14 protein-coding genes are annotated in these 16,507 nt (G+C 43.6%); 1 reads left to right on the forward strand and 13 read right to left on the reverse strand.

The genetic code is table 11. The features are described from left to right. Positions 1-46: 46 nt before the first annotated feature. The 13 genes from ACMYSO_RS05750 to rfbB all read right to left on the reverse strand — a co-directional run bounded on the left by ACMYSO_RS05750 (position 47) and on the right by rfbB (position 14,146). A complete protein-coding gene (locus ACMYSO_RS05750) occupies positions 47-469 on the reverse strand; it encodes a hypothetical protein (protein ID WP_434669701.1) in 423 nt (140 codons plus the stop codon). A gap of 44 nt (positions 470-513) precedes the next feature. Next, the gene (locus ACMYSO_RS05755; RefSeq protein ID WP_434669703.1) at positions 514-1,803 is read right to left on the reverse strand and encodes a DUF2142 domain-containing protein; all 1,290 of its coding nucleotides are present in this window, start codon (positions 1,801-1,803) and stop codon (positions 514-516) included. A gap of 1 nt (position 1,804) precedes the next feature. Further along, positions 1,805-2,200: a GtrA family protein gene (locus ACMYSO_RS05760; protein ID WP_434669704.1), complete on the reverse strand. Its 396-nt coding sequence runs from the start codon at positions 2,198-2,200 to the stop codon at positions 1,805-1,807. Position 2,201: 1 nt separating this feature from the next. Continuing rightward, the gene (locus ACMYSO_RS05765) at positions 2,202-3,146 is read right to left on the reverse strand and encodes a glycosyltransferase (protein ID WP_434669705.1); all 945 of its coding nucleotides are present in this window, start codon (positions 3,144-3,146) and stop codon (positions 2,202-2,204) included. A 124-nt stretch (positions 3,147-3,270) separates the two neighbouring features. Continuing rightward, a complete protein-coding gene (locus ACMYSO_RS05770; protein ID WP_434669706.1) occupies positions 3,271-4,131 on the reverse strand; it encodes a glycosyltransferase family 2 protein in 861 nt (286 codons plus the stop codon). Continuing rightward, positions 4,097-4,987: a glycosyltransferase family 2 protein gene (locus ACMYSO_RS05775; protein ID WP_434669707.1), complete on the reverse strand. Its 891-nt coding sequence runs from the start codon at positions 4,985-4,987 to the stop codon at positions 4,097-4,099. The genes ACMYSO_RS05770 and ACMYSO_RS05775 overlap by 35 nt, the downstream gene beginning before the upstream one ends. Before the next feature lie 31 nt (positions 4,988-5,018). After that, a complete protein-coding gene (locus ACMYSO_RS05780) occupies positions 5,019-8,564 on the reverse strand; it encodes a glycosyltransferase (RefSeq protein ID WP_434669708.1) in 3,546 nt (1,181 codons plus the stop codon). Then, positions 8,561-9,907 carry an ABC transporter ATP-binding protein gene (locus ACMYSO_RS05785; protein ID WP_434669710.1) on the reverse strand — a complete coding sequence of 449 codons (1,347 nt, stop codon included), beginning with the start codon at positions 9,905-9,907 and terminating at the stop codon, positions 8,561-8,563. Before ACMYSO_RS05785 ends, ACMYSO_RS05780 begins: the two co-directional genes overlap by 4 nt. Further along, the gene (locus ACMYSO_RS05790; RefSeq protein ID WP_434669711.1) at positions 9,897-10,715 is read right to left on the reverse strand and encodes an ABC transporter permease; all 819 of its coding nucleotides are present in this window, start codon (positions 10,713-10,715) and stop codon (positions 9,897-9,899) included. The genes ACMYSO_RS05785 and ACMYSO_RS05790 overlap by 11 nt, the downstream gene beginning before the upstream one ends. After that, positions 10,712-11,257 (reverse strand): dTDP-4-dehydrorhamnose 3,5-epimerase, encoded by a 546-nt coding sequence (rfbC, locus tag ACMYSO_RS05795; RefSeq protein WP_434669713.1) that lies wholly within the window; start codon positions 11,255-11,257, stop codon positions 10,712-10,714. Before rfbC ends, ACMYSO_RS05790 begins: the two co-directional genes overlap by 4 nt. A gap of 13 nt (positions 11,258-11,270) precedes the next feature. Then, complete coding sequence (rfbD, locus tag ACMYSO_RS05800) at positions 11,271-12,161, reverse strand: dTDP-4-dehydrorhamnose reductase (protein ID WP_434583996.1); 891 nt, start codon at positions 12,159-12,161, stop codon at positions 11,271-11,273. A gap of 34 nt (positions 12,162-12,195) precedes the next feature. Then, positions 12,196-13,065 (reverse strand): glucose-1-phosphate thymidylyltransferase RfbA, encoded by an 870-nt coding sequence (gene rfbA, locus ACMYSO_RS05805; protein WP_434669715.1) that lies wholly within the window; start codon positions 13,063-13,065, stop codon positions 12,196-12,198. Positions 13,066-13,081: 16 nt separating this feature from the next. Further along, complete coding sequence (rfbB, locus tag ACMYSO_RS05810; RefSeq protein ID WP_434669716.1) at positions 13,082-14,146, reverse strand: dTDP-glucose 4,6-dehydratase; 1,065 nt, start codon at positions 14,144-14,146, stop codon at positions 13,082-13,084. A gap of 1,126 nt (positions 14,147-15,272) precedes the next feature. Here rfbB and ACMYSO_RS05815 point away from each other — a divergent pair. Next, positions 15,273-16,277, forward strand: a complete 1,005-nt coding sequence (locus tag ACMYSO_RS05815) for an NAD-dependent epimerase (protein ID WP_434669717.1) — start codon at positions 15,273-15,275, stop codon at positions 16,275-16,277. Positions 16,278-16,507: the final 230 nt, after the last annotated feature.

Here is a 16,507-nt window from a genome sequence, read left to right on the forward strand (position 1 = left end):
AAAGGGCACAAATTCACGTATCTTCATTAGACACTCTAAAACCGTGTCAATAATAATCGATCACCATCTTAGGCAATTTCGCACCATCTGAGTTACGCTTAAATTCCCAGATCACTAATGGCTGGCTGCCGTTTTCAGGAACGAATTTAAACTGTAATTGCAAATCATGGTTGACAATATTAAGTGGTTTGTTGAACTTAAACTCAACAAATGAGTTATCCACCATATTATTAATATTCAAACTGGTCTCAACACATTCGTCACCACTGCATGCATTCAGCGAAGCATTCCCTTTGCTCGCATTATTATAATTTGCCATGTAAAATGAGAGTGACTTAACCGAACCTTCAGGCACATCCAGATGATACTGGGCAACCTCATCTGCCTTAATATTTTTAATTTCAGCAACGCTGGATATTTCACTGGAATGCGGCAACTTCACCTGTGAGCTAAGGTAGCGGTGAGTCATGCTAGAGTGAACCGTATAGGTCGAAAAGACCGCCAATAATAAAATTAAAAACAGGTATTTACTTTGATATTTTGCATTAACAGAAAATGCATAACCAAAGATAATTGCAGGAATGATAAAATAACGCCCTGGACACCATCAATATACGTCGCAGGGAATGACGTCCATTGCACAAGAAGTGCCGGGAAGATAAGTAATGCTCCAGATAATGCTAACAGGATAATAAAAACTTCAAATTTCCCAAATCGATTATTCCCGCGAATAATCAAAGACGATAAAAAGATAAACAACATCGATATTGTGAATACGTTTCGTTGATTGTCTTTTATCGGAGCATCCAGAGCGCCAAGAACACCTATAAACGAATGGTAATAACCTGTCACCAGGCCAGCATTTGTTAACGTATTAAAAATTACTGAAACAAGTTCAACTGGATGGCTGATATAATAAATAATAAGATCAAAATTAGAATAACCTGGATGACGTCCCATGGCTGAGTCATGAACGCTGACGATATTAAAAATTGTCCAACCGAACGTTGATATTATCAGCAATACAAATAATATCAGATTTGATTTCTTTTTATTAGAATAAAATAACCACAGTGGAATGAACGACATCAGGAGCAAGTTAGCACGACTACCTGCCGAAGCAAAAATACACACTGACATCAAAATCAATAATGACAAATATTTTTCAGTATGAGGATTTTTCTCAAGCTTGAAGAGGATTGAAAGTGCCAGAACTGTTAATGCAACACTTATTCCGTCGATCGTTGGTGACATTAATTGATAAGCCATCATCGGCATAGTAATGAAAAACATAGCCAGTGGTGGTATGGGATAGATAAAATATGCAATAAACAATAATGCGATACAAACGGCAAATGTTAAGTAATTGCTGATTACATATGTAGTATAGAAATTAATGTCAAAGACCTTGCCAACAGCATAGGCCAGCGATTGTGGAAAATAGACAAGCGGAGCATAAAACGTAACATTAGGGATTTGAATAGCAGAATCATGTCCTGACCATTTCAGTTCCTTCATCTTTTCGATGCCGGAATTAAATGATCTTGCATCACCAGAATCAGCGATTTCATCACGATATATTTTTGCAGCATCAAACAAGGTTTGATCAACATAAGTACCTGAAGTGCCATCATCACCTACAGGCTTTAATAACATGTATCCGTTCAAAATCCCATAAGCTCTCGCCGTGTGATTTAGCTCATCAGGAGAACCAAATGGAGGTTTTACGATTAAAACCCATGATAAACAAATCATCAATAGCGCAAATATGCCGGATAAACACAGTTTCTGTCGCAAACCCATCTTATCTTGCCTTAAATATTAATAATTTTGAAATTGCAAAGTTAAAGACCATTCCTGCAATACTTCCTAATGCAAGAGCAATTAACAGATACCCTGCTGACTTACCTAGCATTACAACTACCAAAGAATAAACAGCGAGGTTTACCCCTCCCCCAATCAGCATACTCATCACGTAGCTGATAAATTCTCTGAAAATATTTTTCGGTCTGGCAGCAATATTAAAGGTAAATGTCCGATTTAAGATCCATGTGGCACAAACGGCGCAAAAAAAGGAACATAGCCGAGCAAGATAAGGACCCAACGGTGACTTCAATAAATATAAGAAGCCAGCATCAACAACAAAGCCAGCTATCCCTACCAGACCAAATTTAATGAACTCCTTTTGGATTGAGGTCATTTTACTTCCTATCAATGTTCGCGATCATCAGATATGCTAATCTTCTGCTTTCATGTCGACCGATGTTAACGTTGTCCAGAATTAGGCCACAGGCGATTGATAAGAACATTGCCAGCATTAACAATGCTGAAAGTATTGCCGTTGGAAGACGCGGAACCAGGCCAGTCTCGAAATATTCGGCAAACACAGGGAAAGAAAGCGTCACTGATGTGATAAACAGCACCATCGCAATAATAGTAAAGAAGAAGAGCGGCTTTTCTCTCATAAACAGTCTGAAAATAGTTTTTAAGATCCGAAAACCATCTTTATAAGTTGAAAGTTTGCTGGTCGAACCTTCAGGCCTTTCTCCATACGCAGTGATGATTTCACCATACGGCATGCGTAATTCAAGGGCATGAACTGTCAGTTCAGTTTCAATTTCAAAGCCTTTTGATAATGCCGGGAATGATTTTACATATCGGCGGGTAAATGCCCGATAACCTGAAAGCATATCAGTGAATTGACCACCAAAGATCTGCGTAACGCTTTGGGTTAATAATTTATTGCCAAACTCATGCCCTAATCGATAGGCCTTAGTATTTTCTTCCGCAATAACTTTTCTGCAACCGACAACCATATCCAGTCGTGAATCAATTAACTCATCAACTAACGCATTGACAGAGGTAGCATCATAAGTGGCATCGCCATCAACCATGACATATACATCCGCATCAACATCCGCGAACATTCGTCTTACAACATTTCCCTTACCCTTTTGTTTAACACTAATGACCTGAGCACCAGCCCGCAGCGCTTCACTCTGTGTATTATCAGTTGAGCAATTATCAAAAACGTAAGTGTCAATTTCAGGCATTTGCTGTTTAAAGTCGCTGACCACCTGGTAGATCGTTTTTTCTTCGTTATAACACGGAACAATCAAAGCAACACTCAACCCACGGTAAAGCATTATATTTTCCTTTAAAAATTAATATAATATTTCAACTAATTATTAATAAAATTATAAACCACAGACTTCTAAAAACATTAACTTTAGGCTTCACTCAAGAATACAATATATATAAAAATTAAAACTATACTATTTTCCAACCATGTTTACTGAAAAACTTCACCATTGATGACGTAAAGAAGAGAATATGTTTAATTCCTTTTCTCGATACATTTCCACCATGATGCAGCATCCTGACTTCAGGTACATAGGCTACATCAGTCATTTTAGTGGCTCTTAAACTTAAATCAGTATCTTCAAAATATAAAAAGAAATCTTTATCAAAGCCGCCTAAAGCTGTCAGCACGGAGGTTCTAAAAAGCATAAAGCAACCAGTGACAATTGGCGGATTCCATAGAATGGTTTCAGCCTGCATTTCATCCTTCATGCAATAATATTCCAGCTTCTTTCGGAACATCTCCTGAATAACTTTTGGTGCAAAAGCGCGAATCAACAGAACAGATACATCAGGATATCTTTTACACAGATACTGACGGTCACCATTTCTCCAGTGGCACTGTGGTGATAGCAATCCGCAATGCTTATTGCTTTCCATAAATTCGAATGCCACACGTAAAGAATCAGGAGCAAACTCGACATCAGGATTTAAAACCAGATGATAATCAAAGTCTGAATCGATGGTTAAATTATGAGCGCGGCCATACCCTAAATTCTCACCTGTAATGGTAACAGTGCAAAATGGATATTTCGTTTCAACCTGCCGATGTATTTCTGTTTTTTCTTTATAGCCATTTTCAACAATCGCAATTTTATAGTTCAAATAGGGTGTTTTTTGTGCTGCGATTAGAAATGACTCTATTAATGGAAATATATCATCATCGATATAATAAGTAACAATTGAGATTTTTACAGATACTACTTTGTCCACAACATTATACCCACTGCAGCTATCACTTATATTTTCCGCTGATATTCCTGAAAGCATCAAGAAACCCCTTTGAAATCATTTTTATCTCCGAGCTTTTATTTTCAGCTGAGAGAATAAAAACAGCTAACTTAGCAACTAACTTATAGGCGTCTACAACCTTCCAGTTAACCGGGATATAATTTCGTTTATACAACAATATTGCATTACGCACCTGATAGTAATGACGCACAGGAGCATGGATAGCCACATTACGATTGAAGACGGTAACCCGACGCTCACCTAATGAATGCGTCATACCTGCATTCAATACACCGTAGCAGCGTAAACCTTGATGGCGTGCACGTAGTGACCACTCAACATCAACATAGTCAATAAACAGCGAGTCGTCCATGCCGCCAATTTTTTCAAAAACCTCGACTGGTATTAATGAGCCGGAGGCTATTAAATGGTCAACATCGACACATCCTGTACTATCGGCCTCAAGGTCTTTATTTACCCGAAGCCCCTCTACGCGAATAAAGCGAGAACGTTTGGCCCCATTGCTATCAATAAATACAGGGCCAACGGCAGCAGCATCATCGTGTTGCTGAAGCGCATGATAAAGTGTATCAACCATATCGTCGGAAGGTACACTATCTTGATCCATTAAGAGAACATACCTGTAGCCTTGTGCCCTGGCATACTCAATCCCATGGTTCTGAGCAGTCGCAATCCCAACATTGCTACCAATTAAACGAAGATTCAGAGTGGCTGATTCTTGCTTCAACAGCGCTGAAACCTCAGCGCTGTTGTCTGAACCATTATCGACAATCAAAATATCAACACCGCTGCTATCTAATTGTCGAATCTGTGTATCTAAACGTTCAATTTCAGGATTAAATGTTACTGTGATTGCAAGGATTTCGTTACTCACAAGTAATATCCATAAAAGGGCCAAAGGCCCTTTACTTTAAAACATCCAAATAAATTGAAGACAACTCTTCGCATTGCTCATCAAAATTTCGAATGTGCGAATGAGGAAGAGTGAGAGGTCTGGCAGGATCTCTCTTCGCAAAGTATTCAATCGTTTCTGATACAGCCTTAGATAGATCTTTACTTTCATTATTGAAGGGAATCACTAAACCATTCTCACCAACAATGATATCCTCTGCCGCCCCACCAGCATCACTGGTAATGACCCATACATCACGGATAAGGGCCTCGCGAACGGTCAAGCCAAAACTCTCTTTGGATTGTGTTGGATAGAGTAAAACATCAATCCCGGCATAAAAATCATCAATTTCAGCTTGAGTAAATGCCGGCACAACCTCAACAGAATTGATACCAGCAAGATCGTCCGGACTAAACGATGGGAAACCAAGATTGAGCGTATTATCAACGATGACTAAGCACGCCTGACTTGCCGGAATGCTAGAAAATACCTTCTTGATCAGATGGAAACCTTTGATATTCGTGTTTCCGCCCACGTAACCAAACTTCAACGGTTGATGAGGTTGACGTACTCGTTCTGAAGAAGGCGCAGCGACGCCGTTCTTATTTAGGCGAACATTGTCAAAGCCTTCGCTTTTATACACCTCTGAGGTGAACAGACTTGGCGCAAGTATGACATCTGCAAGTTTTAATGAACTTCTTTTCTTCATCTGATAATAGTCATCGTTATCATCAAGATGCTGAGCACTATCTATTTTTTTACTCAAACCCCTGAACTTATGTTTTTCATCAAAGCTCAAAATGAATTGATGTTCATATAGCCACCAGTAATCATGGGCAGTAACAACAATAGGAATATTACGCTGATGACAGATATCAAGCATCGTAACGCCGAGTCCTTGAATCGAGTGGAAATGCACCAGGTCTGGCTTGACTAAATCGAGCACATGTTTAAATTCCGCATCGATGTCATTATTCACGATCTGCTTCTTCGACGGCAATACGTCCGGGATAACCATCCCATAACAGTCTTGCCCATCAAATTCATAGCGACGCAGTTTATTTAGCTGACCATAATCTTGATTTAACGCCGTAAACACATGAATATCAAACTGTTCATTGGTATTTAAGCGTTTATTTAGTGCTTCAGCAACAACTGTCGCACCACCAAAAGAACGTGGTCCGTAATAGCAGTTTACAGATAAAATCTGCTTTTTAGCCGTTTCCACTGGATGATTAAAGTCATCAACCAGCGGCATAACTTGATTTTTGGCGATAAATTCCTGGGAGTAACGAGCAAGGACTGTCTGTTTACCCTGCAGACCAACAGCATGACGTAACTCGGCAGAATCTATTAATGTCTCAATAACTGATACCCATTGTTCCGTGCCATCACACAAGAAACCATTTTCGCCATGATTAATAACGTTGGAAAAATTAGGTCGCGGTGAACAAATGCATGGAATACCTAAAATGGAAGCCTCAATGTATTTAATATTACTTTTTGAATCATTAAATACATAGTTTTCCAACGGTGCGATACTAATATCACATTCATTGAGAATTTTCAGGTAATCAGTATACGGGCAGAATTCTATTCTTTCTATCTGCGCCTGCACAACATCGTATTCTTTTGGTAACCCTAAAGTTCCAATCAAACGGAAATGAACATTTTTATGCTTTTTAAGAATTGTCAGAATCGCATCAGAAGCTTCAAGAAAATCAACGTTATGCGTGCTGGTTCCAGAACCATAGACGATTCGGATAATATTATCGTCATTACTTTTTCGTGTTTCTGGCAATGAAGAGGCTGTCACCACGGTTTCTGGATCAAGCGCATTTTCAACAACAAACGCATGTTTCACACCGGCAGCGACCATTTCTTCTGCCAGATGAGGCGTCGAGGCGATAGCAAACTTGCAACGTGACATTGCCGATTTATATAAATGAGCACCATCCAGTAACCCCTGGAAGACGTCTTTATCCAGCTCATTTAAGGTACGGCTATTCCTCATCACTTCAGCATCAAAGATAAGATCATCGACTTCCCAGTACGTTGGAAGATTAAGCCTGTCACACTCATCAAAAATACGATGAACGCTATCAAATGCTGGTACGCGATAAAAAATAATTAAGGAATGACTCTGTAACGCATCGATACATGACTGCCAGTCATGCCAATTAAGTACTGTTACAGGTATATTGAGATTTTTAAATAATTCAACTTTCTGATCAACACGATACTTACGACACTGAGGTATCGATAGCTCTGCAATGATCAATACCCGCAGGCTCAGTATCTTAGTGGCATCGAGACTAACTGCTGGTAATGCCTTCTGAACGCGCACGGCTTGCATACTCTGGAATGCCGCGACATGCCTGATTCGCTGTAATGCGCCCGAAATACCTTCACGCTTAAATACCGCCATCCCTTTTTTGTAGGTATAAGCAATACCGTGAGTTTTCGTCACATGAGTAACAGTTTTGGCCGCTTTTTTTGCCCGACGGAGGTTAAGCATGGCTAAGCGTATCGGTTTGGTTATACGCCAACTCGTTGATTCCCGTAACGCCTGATTATCAAAGCTCAGGCGTTGGATGAGATGTTCTTTTTCTTCAAGTACTGCATTAACTTCTTGAATATGCTGTTCTTGTTTTCCTATATGGTTTTGCAGTTCTTTGAGTCTTTTCTGTTGAGAAAGAATTTCTTTAGTCAGATCCTGTTCTGCAATAACTAACTTCTGCCATTCCATTTCTGGATGGACGGGTAATGAACTCCAAAAATTATGAGTCTGTTGCATTGCTGGCATATAAGTACCATTGTGGGCCTTGTTACCCTGGACAACGCTTTCTTCATCGCCAACAATATGTCGAATACCGAGAAGATTGGACTTTGCTTTACCCTTTTGAATGATGCATAGGGAATTTATAAAAGTAACTGAATGAATTTCGCTATAGTCAATTGACCCTAAATGCTCACAATCATAGTGTTCATAGAAAGGTTGTAAGAATTCGTCAGCACTTAACTCAACCCCCCAATGTTCATGGTTTTGCACATCGGCTAATTTTTTAAGAAATGCCATTGAAGAAAATGGGTCATAGAGTCCCCCTTCAAAGCTTTGCCAGTAGCTACAATGTAAATCTTCAACAATATAAATCCCCTCTTCATTAACCAGAGGGAAGTAAAGCAAGAAAGATTTGATAATATCGGATGAGTCATGTGAACCATCATCGATAATTAAATCAAATGACTGTGCAATATCTTGAATCCGATTTTTTACTTCTTTAGTTGACGAGTTCCCGATAACAATCTTAATTGCATCGTCATTATACTTTAATTTTTCACAATCAGGATTGATATCGCAGCCAATGATATTTTCGGCGACAGGGAAATACTTTCGCCATATTTCCAGAGAACCACCATTTTGAACACCAATTTCTAGAAAATTCTTGACAGACAATCTTGAACTGGAAAGGTACTGGTGATAAGTATGGAGATAGATATCCCACTTATCTGATGATTTTCCGCTATGCTCATCATAGAGCTCAATTAAATTTTTCATTCTTTTTCCAGTTTTACATCATCAAACTTAATACCAACCAGTCCCCAACGTACATCACTTGAAGAGACATTGATTATCAAGGCATCATGTAGCCAGTGGTGCTGAACATGGCTATTTATGTCACCGTTTGCCAATGAGACCATCATCGAATATTCCCCATTAGGCAACATAGGCAATGTAAACATATACTCAGCGGTCATCTTCTCACCCGCACCAACAGAAAATGCATTTTTATTGGTAAATGGCAACGTGTTCTCTCCGAATAGTACCTGGCCCAAACGATCTTTAACCAGAAAACCTAATATCGGTGAGTCAAATGGCTCATTTATACTCGCAGTGATACGTAGTTTGACTTTTTCACCACCTTTGTAAAGGTGGTGGGTGTTCCCGGTTGCCACATCACTGAATGACACATCGATAATTTCGCCGGCACCAGTTTTCCAGCCATTAGCATCTGATAGATTATTATCAATACCGTATTGAGAGTTATAGTCGAAGGTATCATTAGCAGTCGTATTTTCAGCATTGGCAAGTTGGGGTTGCTCAGTAGAAACGTCATCTTGTTTATTATTTTTAATATCATCAAGTTTAGTTTCATCTCCGTAAACCTCTTGTAAGGTATACTGCAGATACTTTTCAGTAATAGCTTTGGCTTTACCAGATGAAATCATTTCACCTTTATGAAGCCAGATCGCTTTATCACATAAGTTAATCACAGATTGAGTATCATGGCTCACAAATAGTAAGGTGCCATTCTCTTTAAACTTACGGATGAAGCGCATGCATTTCTGGGTAAATACAGCATCACCAACAGCCAATGCCTCATCAACGACAAGAATATCAGCATCAACGTGAGCAATAACGGCAAATGCCAGTCGGACATACATACCACTGGAATATGTTTTTACCGGTTGGTCGATATAGTCACCGATATCAGCAAAAGCCAGAATTTTATCGTAGCGTTGTCTGATTTGCTCGTTTGTCAAACCATACAATGAAGCCGCCATAAAAATGTTTTCATGGCCGGTAAACTCAGGGTTAAACCCCGCGCCAAGCTCTAACAATGCAGCTATACGGCCATTAACCTTCACCGTACCATCTGTGGGCGTCAGCGTGCCGCAAATCATTTGCAACAAAGTAGATTTGCCAGAGCCATTTCGGCCGATAATGCCAACCGTTTCGCCTTTTTTAAGGGAAAAGCTCACATTTTTTAAAGCCCAGAATTCACGGTAAAGCTGTTTACGAGATCGAAAGAACATCTGCATCAAACGATCTTTTGGTGAGTCATAAATTTGATAACACTTACTTAACCCTGTTATCTCGATAATATTATCAGATGACATCTGCAAACCCTTTCCGTGTTTTCTGGAACCAAAGGAATCCAGCCCATGCAATTACTGCATTGACAATTAACCCAACTAAATACGGTCTAATCTCTGGAATCCGCCCCCAATACATTACATCTCTGGCTTGTTCAATAAATTGAGCCAGAGGATTAAGTAACAACAGTGGCCTTACTGACTCGGGAAGCGCAGACGTCGGGAAAAAGATTGGCGATAAGAACATCAGCACCATAGTGGCTATACCCACTATTTGGCTAACATCACGTAAATATACACCTAAAGAACCTAAAAACCAGCTTAGCCCCATAATCATCAAAATTAATGGCAGGAGGACAAATGGCAGCAAAAGAATGGTGATATGAGGCATTCCCACTTCTACAAGATAGAAGATAAGCCATACCAAACAGCTAATTGAAAAATGGAATAATGCTGCGAATAAATTTACCCAAGGTAAGACTTCCAATGGAAAGATTACCTTTTTCACATAATTCGCATTTGCAAGTATTGCAGTTGGTGCCCGATTAATACATTCAGAAAATAAGTTAAATATAATTAACCCTGAAAATAGTACTAACGCAAATGCGGTACGCGACGTGCTCCCCTCACTCCATTTTGCCTGGAATACGACACTAAATACAAAGGTGTATACCACGAGCATAAGGACAGGTGTGAAAAATGACCAGAGCAACCCTAAGACTGAACCGCGGTACCGGCTAATGACCTCACGACGAGTTAATGTATAAATTAACCGCCGATTAGAAATGAGTGACTTAAATAGCTCCCGGGTTTGCTTAACGACAAAACTCATTCATAGACCTCAGCATCAAGGAACAATGCACCGACTTTATCTTTATCGGAAATCAATACATCCTGGTTCGGCCATTGAATATTTATCGTTGGGTCATTCCAGAGAATACTGCGCTCTGACTGTGGCGCATAGTAGTTGGTTGCTTTATAGACAAACTGCACCGTCTCACTCAGGGCCATAAAGCCATGCGCGAATCCTTCCGGGATCCACAGCTGACGCTTGTTCTCTGCGCTCAGCACCACGCCAACCCACTGACCGAAGGTCGGGGATGAACGACGCACATCCACTGCCACATCGAACACTTCACCTTCGGTGCAGCGTACCAGTTTGCCCTGAGCATGCGGGGCCAGCTGATAGTGCAGGCCGCGCAGCACGCCTTTCTGCGACTGCGAATGGTTGTCCTGTACAAACTCAACATGACGACCCACTGCCTCATCAAACACCTTGCTGCTGAAGCTTTCAAAGAAAAAGCCGCGCGCATCACCGAACACGCGAGGTTCAAAAATCAGGACCTCAGGAATGTCTGTTTTAATAATATTCATATTAGTTGTTCACCTATTTGCCTGAAACTTCAACCACAACTCGTTCTACACCCTGGCGCCAGTCCGGTAACGTCACACCGAATACCCGCTGGAACTTTTCATTCGACAGACGCGAGTTCAGCGGACGTTTGGCCGGCGTCGGGTAGGCCGTGGTCGGGATACCGTTGACTTCTTTCACCGCCAGTGCTGTGCCATGCGTACGGGCAACATCAAATACAAAGCGCGCGTAGTCATACCAGCTGGTTTCTCCGCTGGCTACCAGGTGGTAAATACCTGCCACCGCTCTGTTACGCTGTTCTTCGCGAATAGCGATGGCGGTACAGTCTGCCAGCAGCTCTGCGCCGGTCGGTGCGCCGTGTTGATCGTCAATGATCGACAGCGTTTCCTTCTCACCCGCCAGTCGCAACATGGTTTTGGCAAAGTTCGCCCCGCGGGTGGCGTACACCCAGCTGGTGCGGAAAATCAGATGACGCGGGTTACCCTGCTGCAGCGCCAGTTCACCGGCACGTTTGGTTTCACCGTAGACATTCAGCGGCCCGGTGGCCTCATCTTCCTGACGATAGTGACTCCCCTCCCCGTCGAACACGTAGTCAGTGGAGTAATGCACCATCAGAGCGCCCAGCTTCGCTGACTCTTCTGCCAGCACCGCCACGCCCCGGTCATTCAGCAGGTCAGACAGCTCGCGCTCGCTTTCCGCTTTATCAACAGCGGTGTGGGCAGCTGCATTCACAATCACATCCGGTTTCACCTGGCGGACGGTCTGAGCAATACCTTCAAGATTGGTCAGGTCACCGCACAGCTCCGTATCGAAGTAGTCAACCGCCACCACCTCGCCCAGCGTAGACAACGAACGCTGGAGCTCCCAGCCAACCTGGCCATTCTTACCAATCAGTAAAATTTTCATGATTACATACTCTGTATAGACGGTCGGCAGGCCATTAGCGTTCGCTGAGCAGACGCTGCAGATAAGCGCCATATTCGGTTTTCTTTAACTTTTCGGCCTGCGCCGCCACCCCTTCCGCAGACAGCCACTGGTTACGGAAAGCGATCTCTTCCAGACAGGCGACCTTCATCCCCTGACGTTTCTCGATGGTATGAATGAACTGTGAGGCCTCAATCAGGCTGTCATGTGTTCCGGTATCCAGCCAGGCAAAACCACGTCCCAGCAATTCCACCTGCAGATCGCCGCGCTCCAGATACATCTGGTTCAGGGTGGTGATTTCCAGCTCACCGCGCGCGGACGGTTCGACAGCTTTCGCCATCTCCACCACGTCGTTGTCGTAGAAATAGAGGCCGGTAACCGCCCAGTCAGATTTCGGCTTCAGCGGTTTTTCTTCAATCGACAGCGCTCTGAAGTGCTCATCGAACTCCACCACGCCGAAACGTTCCGGGTCGAGTACCTGATAACCAAACACGGTGGCACCAGACGTTTTGCTGGCCGCCGCATCCAGTTTCCGGCCAAAACTCTGACCAAAATAGATGTTGTCGCCCAGCACCAGCGCACAGGCGTCGTTACCGATGAACTCTTCACCGATGATAAAAGCCTGCGCCAGACCGTCCGGGGACGGCTGAATGGCGTAACTGAAGTTCACCCCGAACTGCGAACCGTCGCCCAGCAGACGCTGGAATGACGGCATATCTTCCGGGGTCGTAATGATCAGAATATCGCGGATCCCGGCCAGCATCAGAACGGATACTGGATAATAGATCATCGGCTTGTCGTAAATCGGCAGCAGCTGTTTAGACACGCCCTGGGTGATGGGATATAAACGAGTGCCGGAGCCGCCGGCCAGAACAATACCTTTCATGGGTTTATATCCTTATTCAGTTATTCAGGCCAAGACGTTCACCGGCATACGAGCCGTCCAGCACGCGCTGCCACCAGGTGGTGTTGTTCAGATACCAGTGAACGGTTTTCTCGATCCCGCTTTCAAAGGTCTCCTGCGGCACCCAGCCAAGGTCGCGTTCAATTTTTGCTGCATCGATCGCATAACGCAGGTCGTGACCCGGACGATCTTTCACAAAGGTGATCAGGTCAGCAAAGTGGCTGATATTGCCCGGCTTCTGCTCCACCACCTTGTCCAGGATGCTGCAAATCGTACGGACCACATCGATATTTTTACGCTCGTTATGACCGCCAATATTGTAGGTTTCACCGTTCCGGCCTTCAGTCGCTACCTTATACAGCGCCCGGGCATGGTCTTCGACGTAGAGCCAGTCACGGATCTGCTCGCCGTTGCCATACACCGGCAGCGGTTTACCCGCCAGGGCGTTAAGAATGGTCAGCGGGATCAGTTTTTCCGGGAAGTGGTACGGGCCATAGTTGTTGGAACAGTTGGTCACCACGACCGGCAGGCCGTAGGTGCGGTTCCAGGCGCGAACCAGATGGTCGCTACCGGCTTTAGAGGCTGAGTACGGGCTGCTTGGCGCGTACGGCGTCTCTTCAGTAAACAGATCGTCGGTGCCGTCGAGGTCGCCGTAGACTTCATCCGTGGAGATATGGTGGAAGCGGAAGGCCTGCTTTGCTGTCTCATCGAGGGAGGACCAGTATTGACGGGCCGCTTCCAGGAGGGTAAAGGTGCCAATCAGGTTGGTCTGGATAAAGGCGGCCGGACCGTCAATAGAGCGGTCAACATGGCTTTCGGCAGCCAGGTGCATCACGATATCAGGCTGAAACTCACTGAACTGCTGAGCCACGCTCTGGGCGTCGGTGATATCCGTACGCGAGAAAGAATAACGGCTGTTGTCGGCTACAGAAGCCAGAGACTCGAGATTACCTGCGTAAGTCAGGCAGTCCATAACGCGCACGTCATTCTGAGTATTCTCAATGATATGACGAACAACGGCAGAACCAATAAACCCAGCGCCACCGGTGACAAGGATCTTCATACTCTCTCTCGTTTTTCAATAAGTTAAGTGCCATTCAGGCACATTTTAAAAATTTAAGACACGCTACCGCCATTGGCTATCGCAACCAAAGCGCGTAACGCTGCTGTGCTGTAATCACGGCACCGGTCTCAACGTCAACCAGACAGTGAAACGTGGACCTGACGCTTGCTTGCTGTGAATACAAAGCTTAAGTCACCACTTGCAGACTAGTCAGCTTTGCGCAAAAAAGCTAAAAACAGAGGTATATCAACGGATATAGCTCTGTTTTCAAACGTTCCCTCTGCACACACTGTGACTTAAGAAACGACTACTCTCTCCATTTTGCATCTTCCTTTCCATCAGGACTTTCTCAATTCATCTCGCTGCCGACAGCTTGTAATCACTACATTCCAGTCTACGCTTAAAACCATTCAGCAAACGCTGGTAACCTATTGCTAAGGGTTTACTCAATCTTTCGCAGAACTAAGCCAGGTGGAATAACCTGTGCTCCCACCGGCCCGCTACACCTTTCTTCTGTACACGAATCCGGCCGACACCAATTCTGCTCAGCCAACCAACTGCCGCGGTTGAAAGTGAGTTTTAGCAATAATGAATCTGTACGATGTACAAATGACAGGCGCATTATAGCTCTGGTCTGAGAGAATAAAAATGAAAAACCATAATCAATCCATTCAGGAAGAAAATATACATTATTGATACATCATATATACGCATCGAAAAAATAACTGTAACCACATGAAATACAAGCAAAAAATTTAGATCACCTTTATTTAGCATAGTAATAACGAATGATCTCCACAAATGATTCGGAAAATTTATAAATAGATACAATATTGAGCAATGATATCGACCACCGGATTTGCTGCAAACCTGACCTACCGGATAGCCGCCATAAAAAACAGAAGGTATTATTAATAGGCTAACTTATTTAATACATGATAATAATTACCATTTGCAATAAAATTTCCAGACATTGGCAATCATTCAAACCACTACCCAGAATGGCTGGCGGTACTTCATGCCATCAACTCATATCCTGCAACGGTAAAGCAGATGACCCCCGAGGCAAGCCAGTGTAAAATCAGCAAATATATATAGCGGGGAACAAGCAACCCGGAGGATGAATATGAAGTTTTTAGTCACTGGAGCCGCAGGATTTATCGGCTTTCATGTAAGCAAGCGCCTTCTGGAGGCAGGTCACGAGGTTGTTGGCATCGACAACATGAACGACTACTACGATGTCAGTCTTAAGCAGTCTCGTCTGGATCTACTGCAGTCTCCCCTGTTCACTTTCTATAAAACCGAACTTGCCGATCGAGAAGAAATGGCGCAAATTTTCGCCACTGAGAAGTTTGAACGTGTGATCCATCTGGCAGCACAGGCCGGTGTTCGTTACTCGCTGGAAAATCCTCACGCCTATGCTGATGCTAACCTGATCGGTTATCTGAACATTCTGGAAGGCTGCCGCCACAATAAAGTACAGCATTTGCTGTATGCCTCTTCCAGTTCAGTGTATGGACTGAACCGCAAAATGCCTTTTTCCACCGACGATTCGGTCGATCACCCGGTATCGCTGTATGCCGCGACGAAAAAAGCCAACGAGCTGATGGCACATACCTATTCTCATCTATATGGCATTCCCACCACCGGATTACGCTTTTTCACCGTGTATGGTCCATGGGGCCGTCCGGACATGGCGCTGTTTAAGTTTACGAAAGCCATGCTGGAAGGTAAGAGCATTGACGTTTATAACTACGGCAAAATGAAGCGCGACTTCACCTATATCGATGACATAGTGGAAGCGATCATCCGTGTACAGGATGTTATCCCGCAGCCAGATGCAGAGTGGACTGTAGAAAATGGATCGCCAGCGACCAGTTCAGCCCCTTACCGCGTTTACAACATCGGTAACAGCTCACCGGTCGAGTTGATGGAATACATCACCGCCCTGGAAGAAGCGATGGGAATGGAGGCAGAGAAGAATATGATGCCAATGCAGCCCGGCGATGTCCTGGAAACCAGCGCGGACACAAGGCCGCTGTATGACCTTGTGGGCTTTAAACCGCAGACATCAGTTAATCACGGGGTGAAGAACTTCGTAGAGTGGTACAAAGGGTATTACAACGCCTGAGTGCTTACATCTGCCTTCCCGAACCGCAATCCAGATTGCGGTTTTTTTTGCCTTTTTTCATGCTGCTGATTAAAACTCAGTTCAGACAACTCCATGCATGCCCCGCATTCGGAACGTTGGTACAAAAACAAAAAAAGCCCGCATAGCAGGCTTCTTTACCCTTCCGGCGCTTATCTCCGGCATCTACATCTCAGTGACGGCAGCTCTTTACAAGGTGTGATTTAACATAT

The organism is Klebsiella sp. B345, from assembly GCF_051131735.1.
GTDB lineage: Bacteria > Pseudomonadota > Gammaproteobacteria > Enterobacterales > Enterobacteriaceae > Klebsiella.